Below are 16,871 nucleotides of genomic sequence, written 5' to 3' on the forward strand. Positions count from 1 at the left end.
GTTTCCGCACCTTCTCCGATCTGCAGGCAGCCGCCGACGCCGACCTCGTGATCGAGGTCGTGTCCGCTCCGGCCCGATCGACCGGACAGGACCTACGCCGGAGCCACCAGCAACGGCCGGGCCCGCTCCCGCAGCTCCACCACCCGCGGCTCGTCGCCGTACGGCTCCAGCCGGTGCAGCAGATCCCGTACGTACTCCGTGGTCCGCGCCGAGGAGATCCGTCCCGCGACCTCCACCGCGCGCGTGCCCGCCGCGCACGCCGCGTCCAGATTCCCCGACTCCAGTTCGGCGACGGCCGACACCACGAGCCGCAGCCCGTGCGAGCGCACGAACTCCTCCGTGGGCCGCGACAGCGCCTGCTCGGTGAAGCGCCGCACCTGCCGTGGCGCCTTGAGATCGCGGTAGCACTCGGCCGCGTCCGCCGCGAACCGGTCGTAGGAGTAGAAGCCCAGCCAGGACGGGTCCGCGTCGCCTTCCCGTGAGCGCTCCAGCCAGCCCTCCGCCGCTTTCAGCGCCGCCCCTGCCGCCGGCGCGTCGCTCGCCTTCGCATGCGCCCGTGCCTCGACGAGCCGGAAGAAGCTCATCGTGCGGGCGGTGGCGAGGCCGCGGTTGCGCTCCAGTGCCGCCTGGGCGAGGTCCACGCCCTCGTCCGCGAAGCCCCGGTAGGTCGCCTGCAGCGACATCGAAGCCAGTACGTAGCCACCTAACGGCACGTCCGCAGCCGCGCGGGCCAGCCTCAGCGCCTGGATGTAGTACCGCTGTGCCGCCTCCTGCTGCCCGGTGTCGAAGGCCATCCATCCGGCCAGCCGGGTCAGCTCCGCGGTCGCGCCGAACAGCGCCCGGCCCACTTCGTCCGAATACGACGCGAGGAGCAGCGGAGCCGCGTCAACCCGCAGACACTCCGGCACCATCGACGAACGCCAGTCCCCGCCGCCGTACTTGGAGTCCCAGCGGCGCGCGTCCTCCGCCGCCTCCCGCAGCTTTGCGACGTCGCTGTGGCCCACGCGGGCTGGAGTGTCCTCCGCCGCGTCCACCGACCGCTCGACCGAGGAGTCGGCGGGGGTTATCAGCCAGCGGGACGCGGGCGTGGCGTAAGCGCTCACTGCGAAAGAACCGGCCAGCGACTGCCAGATGCCCCCGCTGCCCGCCCGGCGGCCCGCAAGATCCAGGCGGTACAGCTCGGTGGCCGATTTCACCGCCTCGCCGACATCGCGCGGGAAGGCGAGCCCGACCTCGGGGGCCGGGTCGGCGTCCGCCAGGCCGATCTCGTGCAGCGGCACCGGACGGCCGAGCTTGGCGCCGATCGCCGCCGCGATGAGATGGGGCGCGGCGCCCTGCGGCACCATGCCCTTCGACACCCATCTCGCCACGGACGTCTTGTCGTAGCGAAGGGTCAGCCCGCGCTGCGCTCCGAGGTCGTTGACCCGCCGGGCGAGCCCGGCGTTGCTGATTCCCGCGAGGGCGAGAACGGTGCCGAGTTTTTCGTTCGGCCCGCGTTGCTCCCTGGACATGCGCCACCCCTCGACACACAGACGGCCGCCGCGTCGCTGTGTGGGCGCACGGCATTCGTGCTGCGTTCTCCCCGGTGAACAGCTCCTTGGTCCCGGCTGCAAAAGCGTCTGGCCGAGCCCCACGGAATATGCGCCCCTGAGGAGAACATCAGTAAACACAGCGTAGTTCGCCGCATCCCGACCGTTAAGAGGCGGTGTTCCGTATGGCGAGATTGTTGTGCGTTGGAGCAGACCGTCCCTGGACGGCGGGGTCGTGGCGTGCTCCTGGGCGTGCTCCGGGTGTGTGGCCGTGCGCCCGTCCGTGCGCTCTGGTCCTGCTGGTGGGGGAGCGCTTCCATGAGTCCTGCGTGGGTCGGCCCACTGCGTACTGGAACCAGTGGGCTGGGGGAATCCGCTGCCTCAATCCCCGCGGGTGGCGGACCGGTCCGGGAGGCGTGTGGCGCCTCCCGGACTGTGTGTGTGCACGGGCTACGGACGGATGTGCGCCCCGCAGATTGGCTGAATGCTGACTGTCCTTAGCGTCCCTTTTGCGCCCGTGTGGGCGTTGGCCGCTCGCTTCGCCGTGACCTGGACCGTCGTCAAATCGCCAATGCCAGGGGCGCGTTCACTTTTTGCGCACGCTACCCGGAGACCCTCCTGTGCGCCGCCTTCGTGGCAGCATGTTCCCGAACGGCGGCATGCTCCCGTGCGGCTGCATGCTCCCGAATGCTCCCGAGCGGCTACGGCCCGGGTCCGAGTTCGTCCACAGCCTGTGGAGGCGCGATGCGGTGGTTGGTGGGGTGGAGCAGTATCGCCGCAAACTTCGGTACGGCCGGGGCTGTCGGTATGTCCGGCGCTGTCGGTACGTCCGAGGACAGCGGCACCGTCCACCCCGTCGGCTCCCAACTCCTGTGGGGAGACCCGGATCCGCTGTGGGCGGTCGGCGACTGGCGCCCCGACGAGGTGCGTGTCGTCACCGTCGACCCCATCACCAAACTGGCCGTCCTCGGCTGCTGCGCGGCCAGTGACGACGAGCTGAAGGTCGGCCTTTTCGCGGCACGCGGCGGTGCGCTGCGGCATCTGACCGCATGGGCCGGCAGCTATACGGCCGTCGTGCAAGTCGGCCGACGGATCACGATCGTCGGTGATCTGGCCGGGGCGAGACCCGTCTTCTACACGCCATGGGCGAACGGCACCGCGTACGCGACCGCCGCGCTGCCGCTCGCCGACCTCATCGAAGCGCAGCTGGACATCGGGCACTTGGCGGCACTGCTGGCCTGCCCCGAGACGCCGGAGGCGCTGCGCGACTCGACTCCGTACGACGGTGTGAAGCGCATCCCCGCGGGGCACGCGCTGATCCTGCGCGAGGGCTCGCGCGAGATCACCGGATACGAGCCGGTGGCATCGCTGGCCGTCGCCGGACCGCAGATCGAGGCGGAACGGGCGGTCGACGGGGTACGGGACGCGCTGGTGGACGCGGTACGGGCCAGGCTCACCGCGCCGCGGCACGCGCCCGAGACCGTGCCGCCGGACCCCGGGCCCGTCCCCGGGATGGGGCCCGCGGAGCGGCGGGCCGCGCGCGGCGGGCGGTCCGCTCCCGCACCCGGGATCGGCGCGGATCTGTCCGGCGGCAGCGCGTCCGGAACGCTCGCGCTGCTGGCTGCGGGTCTGCCGGGAGTGCCGGGGACCGTGCTCGGTCACGGCACGGGCGCGGGGGAGCGGCTGCTGGCGGTCACCTTCAACGACCTGGCGACGGGCGGGCGCGAGGCGGGACACGAGGCCGAGCTGGAGCGGGCGCGCGCGATCGCCGCGAATCCGCGGCTGCACCATGTGGTGGTCGCGGCGGGCGAGGAGAGCCTGCCGTATGCCGAACTCGACGGGCCGCTGACCGATGAGCCCGCGCCGTCCCTCGTCTTGGCGGAACGTCACCGCAACCGGCTGGCGGCGGGCAGCGCCGACCACTTCACCGGGGCGGGGGCGCGGCAGGTCCTGGACGCGCATCCGGCCCGGCTCGCCGACCTACTGCTCGACCGGCGCCGCCGCCATCTGATGCGGCCGGTCGCGGCGCTGGCCCGGGCCGAAGGCCCCTCGCCGCAGTCCCTGTTCGTACCGCTGACGGTGTACCGGGCGGCGCGGCGGCTGGCCCGTACGCCGTACCGCACGGGCCTGGAGCAGGCGGCGGACCGTCTGCTGGCGGCGAACCGTCCCGGCGGCCTGCTGAACGGCCCGGGTCCGCTCGGCGCCTCGCTCGCCGCCCTGACCTGGTCGCGGCCGGGTCCCGCGGCGCGCTGGCTCACCGGCGAGGCGCTTGCTGAAGTATCGGTTCGCCTGATGGAGGCGGCGACGCGGCCGGTGTCGGTGCAGCGGCCGGGCGAGGCCCGCGCGCGGGCCGCGCTGACCCGCCACGCGTCGGACCAGCGGATCCTGGAACAGGCCGCGGAAATCCGCAGCCAGCGGCTGCACGCGCCCTTTCTGGACAACCAGGTCGTACGGGCCTGCCGCGCGCTGCCCGAATCCCTGCGGGTCCAGCCGGGCGCCCGCGCGGAAATCCTCCGCAGGGTGCTGGCGGGCGCGGGCATCCACGACCTGCCCCCGGGCTGGGGCGCGACAACCCACGCGACGTCGACGACGGCGGCGCGCACGGGCCTTCGGGCGTCGCTCCCGCACCTGATCGCGCTGTTCGACGCGCCACTACTGGCGGACGCGGGCCTGGTGGAGGCGCGGGTGGTCCGCAAGGCGCTACGGGCGGCGTCGGAGGGCGAGCCGGTGCCGCTGGACGGCTTGGCGGACCTGATCTCGACGGAACTGTGGCTGCGGAGGTTGCTCTCGCGGCGGGGTACGTGCTGGACGGGGACGGCGGCGCCGAGGCAGCGGGCGGTGGCGGGAGGGGTCCCACCGAGGCGGACGCTGCAGGCGTAGGGGGTACGGGTCTAGTAGGGGGGTGCGGGTCTTTGGGATTGCCCGGTGCCGTGTCGGTGACCGTCTGGGGGCCGCTCCGGGGTTGCGCCGGGACTGCATGATTTACGGCGCGTCTCTGGCGTGACGCTGCGCGCGGGCGTCCCCGCGCCACAAATCACGCTTTACGTCCCGACTCCACCCACTGCGCGGCCCCCTTGCCCGTGACGGTTGTCGGTTACCCCGCGCCGCCAAGCTGGCGGTTCGGGGTGTGGGCGAAGCCAGGAGCCGCGAAGCCGGCGCGTCGGGGTGTGGGGGCGTCAGCCCCCACGTTCCCCCTCCCCTTGGGGGCCTGGGGGCTCGCCCCAGTTCGGGAAGGGGCGGGGCTGGGGGAAAACACGCCCCGCCCAACACCACGCCCCGTCCACAATGACCCCGTGCGCTATCTCATCCTCGGCCCCACCGCGGCCCTCGACGACCACGGTGGCCAACTCCCCCTCGGCGGCCCCCGTCTCCGCCGGCTGCTTGCCGCGCTCGCGCTGCGGGTCGGGCGGGCTGTGCCCGTCGGGGACCTCGTGGGCGATGTGTGGAGCGGCGACGAGCCGCACGACGCGCCCGCCGCCCTGCAGGCCCTCGTGGGACGGCTGCGCCGCACCCTCGGCAGGGACGCCATCGAGAGCACCCCCGGCGCCTACCGTCTCGCCGCCGCCAAGGACGACGTCGACCTGTACGTTTTCGAGCGGCTCACCCGCCAGGCAGCCGCGCAGGACCCCGACGCCGCCGCCCGTACTCTCCGTACCGCGCTCGCCCTCTGGCGAGGCCCCGCGCTTGCCGATCTGCCCGACGGGGAGCACGCCGCCCGCCCCGAGGCCCAGCGGCTTGCCGCTCTCCAGCAGCGCATCGAGGCCGATCTGGGGCGCGGGACCGCCGAGGGACTCGTACCGGAGCTGCAGGGGCTCACCGCCGCGCATCCGTACCACGAGCCGTTCCGCGCGCTGCTCATCCGCGCCCTGCGTGCCGAGGGCCGCCAGGCCGACGCTCTCGTGGCGTACGAAGCGGCACGCCGTGCGCTCGCCGACGGGCTCGGTGCCGACCCCGGGCGGGAACTGGTCGCCCTGCACAGAGAGTTGCTGGAGGCCCCCGCCGCCCCCGCCCCGCAGGCCCGCGGCAACCTCCGCCCCCGTCTCACCTCCTTCGTCGGCCGCGACAGCGAACTGCACGCCATCCGCGCCGATCTGACCCGCTCCCGTCTCGTCACCCTCACCGGACCCGGCGGCTCCGGGAAGACCCGCCTCGCCGAGCAGGCCGCCCCGGACGTGCCCGCCCCGGAGGGCGCGTGGCTCGTCGAACTCGCTCCCCTCGACGACCCCGCCGCACTCCCCGGCGCAGTCCTGTCCGCGCTCCGGCTGCGCGAGACCACGCTCATCGCCCGTGAGGGCCAGCCGCCGCCGGCCGACCCCACCGACCGGCTGGTCGAGCACCTCGCAGCCCGCGCGCTGCTCCTCGTACTCGACAACTGCGAGCACCTCATCGGCTCCGCCGCCGAACTGGCCGAGACGCTTCTCGTCCGCTGCCCCCAGCTGCGCATTCTCGCCACCAGCCGTGAACCGCTCGGTGTGCCGGGCGAGTTGGTGCGCCCGGTGGACCCGCTGCCGGACCCGATGGCGCTGCGGCTGCTCGCCGACCGCGGCGCGGCGGCGAGGCCCGGCTTCCGTGCTGAGGACGACCCGGAGGCCGCCGCCGAGATCTGTCATCGTCTGGACGGCCTGCCCCTCGCGATCGAACTCGCCGCCGCCCGGCTGCGGATGCTCAGCTCGCGCCAGATCGCCGACCGTCTCGACGACCGCTTCCGCCTGCTGACGAGCGGAAGCCGCACCGTATTGCCGCGCCAGCAGACACTCCGTGCCGTCGTCGACTGGTCCTGGGACCTCCTGGAGGACCCCGAGCGCACCCTTCTGCGGCAGCTCGCCGTGTTCGCGGGCGGCTGGGACCTCCCCGCCGCCGAGGCCGTCTGCGGCGACGCGGCCGAACATCTCGGCGCGCTCGTCGACAAGTCCCTTGTCGTCGCCGCCCCCACGCCCGACGGCGAGATGCGCTACCGCCTGCTGGAGACCATCCACGAGTACGCGACCGAGCGCGCCGCCGAGAATCCGGACGTACGGGACGCCGCCGCCCGCGCCCACACCGAATACTTCGCGGCCCTCGCCGAAGAGGCCGACCCGCGGCTGCGCTCCGCCGACCAGCTCCCGTGGATCGCGCGACTCGAGGCGGACCTCGACAACATCCGTGCCGCCCTCCACCGCGCCGTCGTCGAGACCTGTGACGAAGCCTCCGCGCTGCGTCTCGTCTTCGGCATGGGCTGGTTCTGGTGGCTGCGCAACTATCGCCCCGAGGGCCTGTCCTGGGTGGAGCGCGCCCTGGCCCTCGCTCCGGATCCGGCGGGTGAGGACGACCCGCGCCACTGGCCCCGGATGCATCTGCGCATGCTGCATTTCTTCCTCGCCGTGGAGAGCCGCGGGTCCGAGCCGGTACGTGACGACGCGGAGATGATGGCGCTGCTGCGCCGGGTGCGGGACGCCTTCAGCCGCCACGGCCCCGAGTCCGCCCGCTTCCCCGGACTGCTCTGGCCGATGACGGCGTACCTGACCGACGACATGAAGGACGTACGCGCCCTGCTGGAGGCGGCCGTCGCCAACTGCCGTGAGTACGGCGGCGAGTGGGAGTACGGCGCCATGCTGATGTTCCGCACCCACCTCGTCGTCGACATGCCCGGCGGCATGCCCGGCGTGGACGAGGACCTGGTCCTGCTGCGGGAGCTGAGCCGCCGGGTCGGTGACCGCTGGATGCGTGCGCAGACGGCGAGCGCCGCGGCCGAGACGGGCATGATGCGCGGCCGGTACGACGAGGCCAAGGTCGCGTACGAGGAGGCGCTGGCCCTCGCCCGCGAGGTCGGCGCGCACGCCGAGGCGCCGTTCCTCATCGCCCGACTCGCCGAACTCGCCTTCCGCTCCGGTGACCCGGACGCCGCCGAGAAGGGTTTCGCCGAGGCGTCCGAGGAGTCGGAGCGCTACAACGTCCAGGACGCGCGCGCGTACGTCTGCGTCATGCGCGCCACCATCGCCCTGTACCGCGGTGAGTACGGCGAAGCCCGCAGGCTCATCGACGAGGGCCGCCGCCTGAGCGAGCGCGGCAGCCCGCCCATGCACTTCGAGGTGGTCATCGAGGGGGTCGCGGCCCGGCTCGACGCGTACGAACCGGCCGGGCCTCTGGCCTCCGTACGGGGTCTTGCGGCCGTTCTCCACAAGGCGTGGGAGGCCCGGTGCGCGGAGTTCATCACGGCGCATCTCGCCGACAGTGCCGCGGCCGTACTGCCGCTCACCGGTCAATTGCCCCTGTCCGTACGGATCATGGCCGCCGCCGACGCCTGGCGCGGGGACATCCCACGCTCGGTGCCGGAGGCGAACGCGGTCGAGGCGATCCGTACCCGCGCCCGCGAGGATCTCGGCCCTCAGCGGTACGAGGCCGAGTGCGTGGCGGGCCGCGACCTCGACGTCCCCGAAGTCGTCGCCCTGCTGGAGGCAGCCGGGGACAGCAGCGAGGGCGGACCGGCCGCTGAGCCCGTCAGCCGCAGCTGATCTGCGACTGGGCCCAGTCGCCGAGCGCCACCGAGTCGAGCGCCGAGTGCGGCTCCACGACCAGGCGGATCGTCTTCTGCCCGGCGAGCGACACATGCACCGGCACCGCCGCATCCCCGCCGTGCATCACCGGGGAACGCCACAGCCGCCCGCCGTCGCCGTACACGGAGAAGCGCACCGCGCCCAGGCCCAGCGTCAGATCGTCGACCCCGGCGAACGCGTCGTAGGACGAGCACTGGCGGTTGAGGTCGATCGTGACGGACGACGCGGCGTGCACGGTCACCCCGTGTCCGTACCGCTTTCCGTTGATCGACATGCCCCCGCGCTGCCAGAGCCAGCTGCTCTCGCCGAGGCGCACCTCGGGCCCGGTGTGGTCGCCGAACACCCCGTACTCCAGCCGGTTGACCTGGTAGACCTTCGGCGCCGGTGCGGGCGGCGGGGTCGGCTTCGGCGGCTTGGGGGCGGGCGGGACCGGCGGAAGGGGCGGCACGGGCTTGGGCGGCGTGGCTTTCGGCGTCGTCTTCGTCGCGGGCGGCGGGGTGGGCTTGGGCGCGGGCTTGCTGGGCGGCGGAGTCGGCTCCGGCGCGGGCGGCGCCGGAGGCTCGGGCTTCGGCGACGGTGCCGGTTTCTGCGGTACGACGGGCACCGAGGCGGGGGGCTTTGCCACCGGCTTCGGTGCGGGCTTGGGATCGCCCGACAGCGCCCACACCAGCCCGGCGGCCGCGGCGACGGCCACCAGCCCCGCGATCCCGGCCTTCGCCGGGGCACCTAGTCCCTCCGACGCCGCGGCACCGCCGGCCGCGCCCCCGGAAGCCCCGGACGAACCGCTCGTGGCAGCGGCGGCAGCACCGGCCCCCGCCGCGCCGGCAGCTCCGCCAGCCACGATCCCGACGGCCTTGAGGGAGTATCCGGCGGCGAACCAGCCGATGACCGCGACCGGAAGCAGCGCCGGAATCCCGGCGTTGACATGCGCCAGCTCACCCGCGGCGAGGCGGCACTTGGCGCACTCCTCCAGATGCTTGCGCAGTCCGCGCTCGGCCCGCATCCGCAGACCGCCGCGGGCATACGCCCCCAGCCGGTCGGCGTACCGGGCGCAGTCGCCTCCGGAGGTGAGCGCGGTGCTCACATGGGCCTGCAGATAGGCCTGCTTGAGGCCTTCGCGGGCCCGGCTTGCCAGCACGGCGGTGGCGTTGGCGGTCAGCCCGAACAGCGGCGCGACCTCGCTCGGCGACTCCTCCTCGACGGTGGTGTGCCAGAGCACGGCCTGCCAGCGCTCGGGCAGGGAGCGGAAGGCCTGCATGGCCAGCGACTGCTCCGCCTCGTGCATCGCGCGCACATCGGCACCGAGATCGAGGGTGTCGTCGTTCGCGGCGTCCGTGCTTCGGGCGGCCTCCGCGGCGAACACCGCGAAGTCATCGACCAGTTGCTCCCGCTTTGCCGTTTTCATCCAGGCGGCTGCGACCCGCCTCACTGTCGTGAGCAGATACGCCCGTACGGCCTGCTCGGGTCCCGAGCCTCCGCGCACCGCCTGCAAAGTCCGGGCGAACACCTCGGCCGTCAGGTCGTCGGCGGTGTACGCGTCCCGGCAGCAGGTGCGCGCATACCGCCGCACCGAGTCGGAGTGGCGGCGGAACAGCTCCTCGTACGCGCTGTCGTCGCCGTTCCGCATGCGCTGGATCAATGCTGCGTCGGACGTGGGCAGCTCACGCGGCGGCGGCAGTACGGAGTCGCGCCCGGCGGCCTCGCGCTGCGCCGGCACGGCGTGCTCTTCCCGGCCGCCCGCACCGGAGTTGCCCGGACCGCCCGCACCTGCCCCGGACGGTCCGAAGGAACCCGGCACACCGGCGGAACCCGTGGCGCCGGGCGCGCCGGACGACCCACCTGGCCCGCCCTGGCTGGGCACCTGTCGTGAGTGCAGCCCGGCTGCCTCTGCGCCGCCCGCACCGCCGAGTGACTCGTCCCGACCGTCACCGCTCATCGCGGAAGCCCCCGTAAGCACCATGAGACCCGAACACCGGGCAAGAGTGCCACAGAGCGGCAGCACACCGAACCCTTGTGTACGGCAACCACTCATCCGGGCACGACTTCCCGGAAGAGAGCACTATTCGTCACTCGTTCGGGGAAGACTGAACCGACCTTACCCAGAAGTCAGTTGGCGCCGTTCAGGCTCCGCCGCGCTCAGGCGGTGCGAGACCGCAGACCCTCCAACAGGATGTCGAGCAGCCGGGCGGAAGCCGCCGCCTGCTGTGCCGCATCCGGCAGCGAGGGCGCGGCCGTGGCTATCACCAGCAGCACGTCCGCGACGGTCACATCGCCGCGCAGCTCACCCGCGGCCCGTGCCCGGTCGACCAGCTGCCCCACGACGTCCAGCAGTTCCGCAGCGCCCGCGTCGTCCTGCTCCTCCGCGGGGACCGGGCGCGGCCCGACCACCCGCAGCTCGGGCTGCGCGCCGAGCCGCTGCTGCGGCACCCGCACCTCGTCCCGTACGGCAACCGCCGACTCGTCGGACTCCACGCCCACCCGCAGCACCTGCGGCGGCAGCAGCCGTCCGGCGCCCGAAGCCACCGACGTACGCAGGAAACGGGAGAGCGCCGACCAGGGCTCCTCCTCCTGCCCGAGAGCCGTGCGCGCCTGCTCGGTCAGCCGGGAGGTCTCCTCCTCGGCTATCCGGCGCACCAGCACGTCCTTGCTCGGGAAGCGGCGGTACACCGTCCCGACGCCGACCCTGGCCCGGCGCGCCACGTCCTCCATCGGCGCGCCGTATCCCAGCTCGCCGAACACCTCGCGTGCTGCGCGCAGTACATGCTCGAGATTGCGCTGCGCGTCCACGCGCAGCGGAGCGGCGCGGCCTGCTCCGCCCGATCCCGCCCGTCCGTTCCCGTCAGCCGCCGAACCCGGCGCGACGGCAGCCTGCCAATGCGAATCCTGAATGGTCATACGCGTTCCCCCGGTCATGATGTCTCCCCCCGGAGACCTCCCCGCCTGTCTGCCGGGCGTGCCTAGTCCGGGCACCCCGACGAGGTACGAACATAGTTGAGCCAGGGTCAATTCAGAAGGGGGTAGTTCCGCACGGAGCGCCCCCCGATCGGAGCAAGGACCGGAAGGTTCCTTATTACGCCCCCTCGCACCACCCCCCTCGTATGCCCTGACCTGCGCACCTTCCCTTTCAACCGGCGCTGCGCCCGCGCACAGTGGCGCGAAGCCTCCGGTCACACAATTTGTCGGGGCTGTGGACAAACGCTTGAGGCCGTTGCGTCATGGGATGGTGAAGGCCTCTAACTTCCGGGGGACGACCCCCGGCCCCCCGCCGGGCACGCGCATTCTCGTCATCGGCGGCGGCTACGTCGGGATGTACACAGCACTGCGGCTCCAGCGGAAGCTGAAACAGGAGCTGGCACGCGGCGAGGTGGAGATCACCGTGATCACGCCCGATCCGTACATGACGTATCAGCCGTTCCTCCCGGAAGCGGCCGCCGGATCCATCTCCCCCCGCCATGTCGTGGTCCCCCTGCGCCGGGTGCTCGACAAGTGCAAGATCCTTATCGGCGAAGCCAAGGCCGTCGACCACGCCAAGCGCACGGCGACCGTCACCACCCTCGCCACCGCCGAAGAGGGCACCGGCGCCGTGGAGATCACGTACGACGAACTCGTCATAGCGCCCGGATCGATCTCCCGCACCCTCCCGATCCCCGGTCTCGCCGACTACGCCATCGGCTTCAAGACCGTCGAGGAAGCCATCGGCCTGCGCAACCACGTCATCGAGCAGATGGACATCGCCTCCTCCACCCGCGATCCCGCGATCCGCGACGCCGCCCTCACCTTCGTGTTCGTCGGCGGCGGCTACGCGGGCGTCGAGGCGCTCGGCGAGCTGGAGGACATGGCCCGCTACACAGCGCGCTACTACCACAACGTCAAGCCCGACGACCTGAAGTGGATCCTCGTCGAGGCCAGCAACCGCATCCTCCCCGAGGTCGGCGAGGAGATGGGCAAGTACGCCATCCGCGAGTTGCGTTCGCGCAATATCGACGTACGCCTCGAGACGCGCCTGGACTCCTGCGAGGACCGCATCGCCGTCCTCAGCGACGGCAGCCGTTTCCCGACCCGGACCGTCGTGTGGACCGCGGGCGTCAAGCCCGCGCCCGTCCTCGCCGCCACCGATCTGCCCCTCAACGAACGCGGCCGCATCAAGTGCACCGCCCGGCTCACCGTCGCCGGCGTCGAGCACGCCTGGGCGGCCGGCGACGCAGCGGCCGTCCCCGACGTGACATCCGACGAGCCGGGCAAGGAGACCGCACCCAACGCCCAGCACGCCGTGCGCCAGACCAAGGTCCTCGCCGAGAACATCGTGGCGTCGCTGCGCGGAGAGCCCCTCAAGGAGTACGCCCACAAGTACGTCGGATCCGTCGCGTCCCTCGGCCTCCACAGGGGTGTCGCGGATGTCTACGGCCGTAAGCTCAAGGGCTATCCGGCCTGGCTGATGCACCGCGTGTACCACCTCAGCCGCGTGCCCACCTTCAACCGCAAGGCCCGTGTGCTCGCCGAGTGGACCCTGGCCGGGCTGTTCAAGCGCGAGATCGTCTCGCTCGGCTCGCTGGAGCACCCGCGCGCGGAATTCGAACTTGCCGCGGGCGGCAGGCGCCCGGGGCACGGCCCTCACACCCCGTCGAAACCCGCGCCGCACGCCGGGCCCGACAGCGGCCCGCCGAGCCGGTCGGACGACGGTCCCAGAGGGAAGTAGGCAACGAGGACTGTCGGTCCGGTCGGTCACACTGGACGTGTGACCATAGGTGGGCTCACACCTGCACAGAGTGACCCTTGGCGACAACCATTGAGGCTAGAAAGTCAGTGAACTTCACGCGTTGGAGCGCAAGGCTCCCCGGTACGCAGCGTCGCGCCGCAGCGCGGAGGACCGGCCACGGGATCTCCCCGGCCAAGCGAGGGGAAGGCTCCGTGCCCGCGGCCCGCGGCGAGTTCGAGCAGCAGCCGGAGCCCCTGCCCGACGTCCCCGCCCTCGACGACTTCTCCGTACGGGAGATCCTCGGTCGGCTCCCCGCCCTGGTAGCCCTGGTCCACGGACCCGAGCACCGCGTCACGTACGTCAACGACGCCTACGCCGCCGCATTCGGTCCCCGCCGGGCAGGCGCCGCCGCGGCCGACGTCTGCCCCGAGCTGACCGAGCTCGGCCTGCTGCCGCTGATGGACCAGGTGCTGCGCAGCGGCAAGCCCCGCACGGTCAAGTCCCGCAAGGTCCCCGGCGGTGGCTCGTACACCGTCACGTGCCTGCCCGCCGAGAGCCCCAAGGAAGGCGGCGGCGTTCTCGTCTTCGCCGCCGACGTCACCGACCACGCCGAAGCCGCCGAGCGGCTGCGCGCCAGCGAGCGCCGCCACCGCGAGACAGCCGTCACCCTCCAGAGATCCCTGCTCCCGCAGGAGTTGGAGCAGCCCGACGATCTGCGCATTGCCGCCAAATACCAACCGGGCGGCACGGATGCCGCGGTCGGCGGCGACTGGTACGACGTGATCACCCTCGGCGCCGGACGCACCGCGCTCGTCATCGGCGACGTCATGGGCCGCGGTGTGCGCGCGGCCGCCGTCATGGGCCAGCTCCGTACGGCCGTACGGGCCTATGCCCGCCTCGACCTGCCGCCGCACGAAGTGCTCCAGCTGCTCGACGGTCTGGCCGCCGAGATCGACGCCAGCCAGATCGCGACCTGCGTCTATGCGGTCCATGACCCGAACGAAGGGCGGCTCGTCTACGCATCTGCGGGCCACCTCCCGGTTCTCGTACGGGACGAGGACGGCACGGTCCGCCGCGCCGAGGAGCCGACAGGCCCGCCGCTCGGCACGGGCGGCTGGGTGCACACCTCGGGCACCATCGCGCTGCCGCCCGGCTCCAGCGCCGTCCTCTATACGGACGGTCTGATTGAGCGGCGAGGCGAGGACATCGACGAGGGCGTGGCAGCGCTGGAGCGCGCGCTGTCCGGGGCGACCGGCGCCCCGCAGGTGGTCTGCGACCGGCTGATCCGCTCCCTGGGAGTCACCGCGGAACACGACGACGACGTGGCGGTACTGGTCGTCCAGCACCCCACACGTACGGGCCCGGCGGCCGAGCTCTTCCACAACGCCGCCCTCGAACTGCTCGGCGGCATCGAAGCGGCTCCACGCGCGCGTGCCTTCGCCTCCGGAGTCCTGGCCTCCTGGCGTTTCTCGCCGGAGCTGCACGACCTGGGCGTGCTGGCCGCCAGCGAACTGGTCGCCAACTCCCTCCAGCACGGCACCCCGCCCATGCGCCTCAGACTCCGCCGCACCGACCGCCGCCTGATCATCGAGGTGACGGACGGCGACGACCATCTGCCGCGCCGCCGCCGCGCGGAAACGGAGGACGAGGCGGGCCGCGGGATTTCCATCGTCGCGACGATCGCCTCGTCCTGGGGGAGCCGCCGCACTCCGGGCGGCGGCAAAGCTGTGTGGTGCGAGTTCGCCCTGCCCGCTTAGGCCCTGTCCGGCCGATCAGGCCGGATCGGACCTACGCGGCGGCCTCGAGCTGCCCGGAAGGCTTGTGCTGGGCCACGACCCGCGACCTCGACACGAGCGACGGCCTGTCCTGTACGGGGGTCAGCTTCTTGCCGAGCCGCAGCGCCAGCACGCTGATGCCGAGCGAGAACAGCACGAAGGTCACGATGTACGGCCCGTGCAGCGCGGCACCCATCGGCCCGCCCACGGCCGGCCCGACCGCCAGCGCGAGCTGCTTGACCAGGGCGAAGGCGGAGTTGTACTGCCCGACCATCGCCTCCGGCGCCAGGTCGGCGACGAGCGGCGCGACGGTCGGCGACAGCATCGCCTCACCGAGCCCGAAGAGGCCGTACGAAGAGACGAACGCGGCCGTCGCCATCGCCTGGCTGCCGTGCCCGAGGCCCGCGTAGCCCGCCGCGATCCACGCGACGGTCCAGATCAGCCCGACGGCGGCAATCACCCGGCTGCGGCTGCGGTGCTCGACGAACTTCAGCACCACGAACTGCGCGACCACGATCACCGCGGTGTTGGCGGCCAGCGCGGTCCCGAGCGTCGCGGGCTGGATCCCGGCGGCCTCGGTGCCGTACGCGGCAAGACCCGACTCGAACTGTCCGTAGCAGGCGAAGAAGAGGACGAACCCGAGCACGCACAGCTGCACCATGGCCCGGTTCCCGAGGATCGCGCGCATCCCGCCCTTGGCCTTGGCCTCGGTGTTCGCGGGCCGCGCCTCCTGAAGCGAGAGCGAACGCGGCAGCCGGACACTGAGCACGATCGCCGCCAGCACCAGGAACATCGCGGCCTCGATGCCGAACAGCAGGGTGAAGCTGCCCGGACGGCTCTCGTCGACGATGTGCCCGCCGATCAGCCCGCCGATGCCGAGCCCGAGGTTCTGCAGAAAGAACTGCATGGCGAAGGCACGCGTACGGGTCGAGGTGTCCGAGCACCAGACGATCATCGTGGCGAGGGCGGGCTGCATCACGGCCGTACCGGCCCCGAGCAGCGCGGCGGACAGGACGACGGTCGGCACGCTCGCCGACAGTCCCATGGACCCCGCCCCGACGGAGGCGAGCACCGCGGCCCCGATCAGTACGGGCAGCGGCCCGCGCCGGTCGATGACACGCCCGGTGAAGGGCAGGGCGACGAGTGCGGCCATCGCAAAGACCGCGAGGACGGCGCCCGCCGTCGTCGCGCCCAGATCCCGCACCTGCGCCACATAGACGTAGAGATACGGAACGGTGAAGCCGAGTCCGAACGCGCTCAGCGCGTTCCCCGTCTGAATCCGGCGCATCGCAGCGCCCAACGCCCTGGTCACACTCACCTGCCTTGAGGTCTTGGTCGTGAAGGGATGAAGCCTGAAGACTTCAACGCTAAAGTTAGAACATCAACAATACACAGTGAAGGACTTCAAGGCCAACGCGCCTCGTGCGATACTTCGCGCATGCCAACCGAGACCCCTGAGGGCCCCGGCCCCGAGGTGCCCGGCCCCGCCCTCCAGGAGCCGACCCTCGACGAACAGATCGCGGCCTATCAGCGCGAGTTCGGTGACCTGGACCCGCAGGTCGAGAAGGTCGTCTCGGCCCTGGGCCGCCTCAACCGCCGGATGAACGTGGCGTACGGCCGTCAGGTCGCCGACCTCGGCATCAGCAACGCCGAGTGGGAAGTCCTCAAGAGCCTGGTGCTCGCGGGCTCCCCCTACCGGCTGGGCCCCGGCGAGCTCGCCAAGCGACTTGGCCTCACGCCGGCCGCGATGACGCACCGCATCGACCGCATGGCGGCCGAGGGCCTGGTCACGCGTGACCGCGACGAGAACAACCGGGTGCGCGTCATCGTGGAGCTGACGGACGAGGGCCGTACGAAGTGGCAGCAGGCGATGCGTATGGCCACGGACTTCGAGGAGGACCTGCTCCAGGACCTCTCGCCGGAGGAGCGGAGCATGCTCGGCGAGCTCCTGATCCGCGTCCTGCGCCGCGTGGAACACGCCCAGCCGGACGCCGGCGGCAGGCTCACCGACCTGGACTAGGGCGCCGGTCGGCACCCTGGCGGCTGAAGTTGACACACACTTCACCAGTCCGTAAGGTTCTTCGAGTTGTCACGGAGCCGGAACGGTTCTGCGACAGCCACTCACGCCGCGAATGCGGCATCCCAACTCAGCACGATCTCCCAGCCGGGACGAATTTCGGCATGCCGAAATTCATTTCGAAGACTCGATTATGAGTCGCCCGGGAAATCCGCTAGAGTTTGGGCGTCGGAACGGCTCAACGGCCGGAAAGACAACCCGAGTTCGACCGGGAATCAGGCCCGAAAGGATCTGATAGAGTCGGAATCGCCGGAAAGCCGA

Annotated in this window: 9 protein-coding genes; 5 read left to right on the forward strand and 4 right to left on the reverse strand. The window is 72.1% G+C overall.

Annotation, left to right across the window (positions count from 1 at the left end; genetic code table 11):
* Positions 1-92: 92 nt before the first annotated feature.
* Complete coding sequence (locus ABZS64_RS37265; protein ID WP_355839338.1) at positions 93-1,511, reverse strand: MFS transporter; 1,419 nt, start codon at positions 1,509-1,511, stop codon at positions 93-95.
* A gap of 762 nt (positions 1,512-2,273) precedes the next feature.
* On the opposite strand from ABZS64_RS37265, the gene ABZS64_RS37270 reads away from it, so the two are divergent.
* Positions 2,274-4,409 carry an asparagine synthase-related protein gene (locus ABZS64_RS37270; protein WP_355839339.1) on the forward strand — a complete coding sequence of 712 codons (2,136 nt, stop codon included), beginning with the start codon at positions 2,274-2,276 and terminating at the stop codon, positions 4,407-4,409.
* Between the two features lie 413 nt (positions 4,410-4,822).
* Entirely contained in the window at positions 4,823-8,020 is a 3,198-nt protein-coding gene (locus ABZS64_RS37275; RefSeq protein WP_355839340.1) for a BTAD domain-containing putative transcriptional regulator, read from the forward strand.
* Here the strand turns inward: ABZS64_RS37275 and ABZS64_RS37280 are convergent.
* Entirely contained in the window at positions 8,007-9,998 is a 1,992-nt protein-coding gene (locus ABZS64_RS37280; protein WP_355839342.1) for a sigma-70 family RNA polymerase sigma factor, read from the reverse strand. The two genes, ABZS64_RS37275 and ABZS64_RS37280, sit on opposite strands and share 14 nt — an antisense overlap.
* 200 nt (positions 9,999-10,198) lie before the next feature.
* The gene (locus ABZS64_RS37285; protein ID WP_355839344.1) at positions 10,199-10,957 is read right to left on the reverse strand and encodes a helix-turn-helix domain-containing protein; all 759 of its coding nucleotides are present in this window, start codon (positions 10,955-10,957) and stop codon (positions 10,199-10,201) included.
* Between the two features lie 325 nt (positions 10,958-11,282).
* Here ABZS64_RS37285 and ABZS64_RS37290 point away from each other — a divergent pair, with 325 nt between their 5' ends.
* Complete coding sequence (locus tag ABZS64_RS37290) at positions 11,283-12,758, forward strand: NAD(P)/FAD-dependent oxidoreductase (protein ID WP_355839346.1); 1,476 nt, start codon at positions 11,283-11,285, stop codon at positions 12,756-12,758.
* Positions 12,759-12,865: 107 nt separating this feature from the next.
* The gene (locus ABZS64_RS37295) at positions 12,866-14,515 is read left to right on the forward strand and encodes a SpoIIE family protein phosphatase (RefSeq protein ID WP_355839348.1); all 1,650 of its coding nucleotides are present in this window, start codon (positions 12,866-12,868) and stop codon (positions 14,513-14,515) included.
* Positions 14,516-14,546: 31 nt separating this feature from the next.
* Here ABZS64_RS37295 and ABZS64_RS37300 read toward each other — a convergent pair whose 3' ends face one another.
* Positions 14,547-15,845, reverse strand: a complete 1,299-nt coding sequence (locus ABZS64_RS37300) for an MFS transporter (protein WP_355839350.1) — start codon at positions 15,843-15,845, stop codon at positions 14,547-14,549.
* Between the two features lie 126 nt (positions 15,846-15,971).
* Between ABZS64_RS37300 and ABZS64_RS37305 the strand changes: the two genes are divergently transcribed.
* A complete protein-coding gene (locus ABZS64_RS37305; RefSeq protein WP_355839352.1) occupies positions 15,972-16,553 on the forward strand; it encodes a MarR family transcriptional regulator in 582 nt (193 codons plus the stop codon).
* The last annotated feature ends 318 nt before the right edge of the window (positions 16,554-16,871 follow it).

Origin of the sequence: Streptomyces sp. NPDC005408 (assembly GCF_040606445.1) — a bacterium.
Taxonomy (GTDB): Bacteria; Actinomycetota; Actinomycetes; order Streptomycetales; family Streptomycetaceae; genus Streptomyces.

Excerpts from the sequence above, each read along its gene's own strand:
- ABZS64_RS37265 (WP_355839338.1), bottom strand. The coding sequence starts at position 1,511 with ATGTCCAGGGAGCAACGCGGGCCGAACGAAAAACTCGGCACCGTTCTC.
- ABZS64_RS37280 (WP_355839342.1), bottom strand. The coding sequence starts at position 9,998 with ATGAGCGGTGACGGTCGGGACGAGTCACTCGGCGGTGCGGGCGGCGCA.
- ABZS64_RS37285 (WP_355839344.1), bottom strand. The coding sequence starts at position 10,957 with ATGACCATTCAGGATTCGCATTGGCAGGCTGCCGTCGCGCCGGGTTCG.
- ABZS64_RS37270 (WP_355839339.1), top strand. The coding sequence starts at position 2,274 with ATGCGGTGGTTGGTGGGGTGGAGCAGTATCGCCGCAAACTTCGGTACG.
- ABZS64_RS37290 (WP_355839346.1), top strand. The coding sequence starts at position 11,283 with ATGGTGAAGGCCTCTAACTTCCGGGGGACGACCCCCGGCCCCCCGCCG.
- ABZS64_RS37305 (WP_355839352.1), top strand. The coding sequence starts at position 15,972 with ATGCCAACCGAGACCCCTGAGGGCCCCGGCCCCGAGGTGCCCGGCCCC.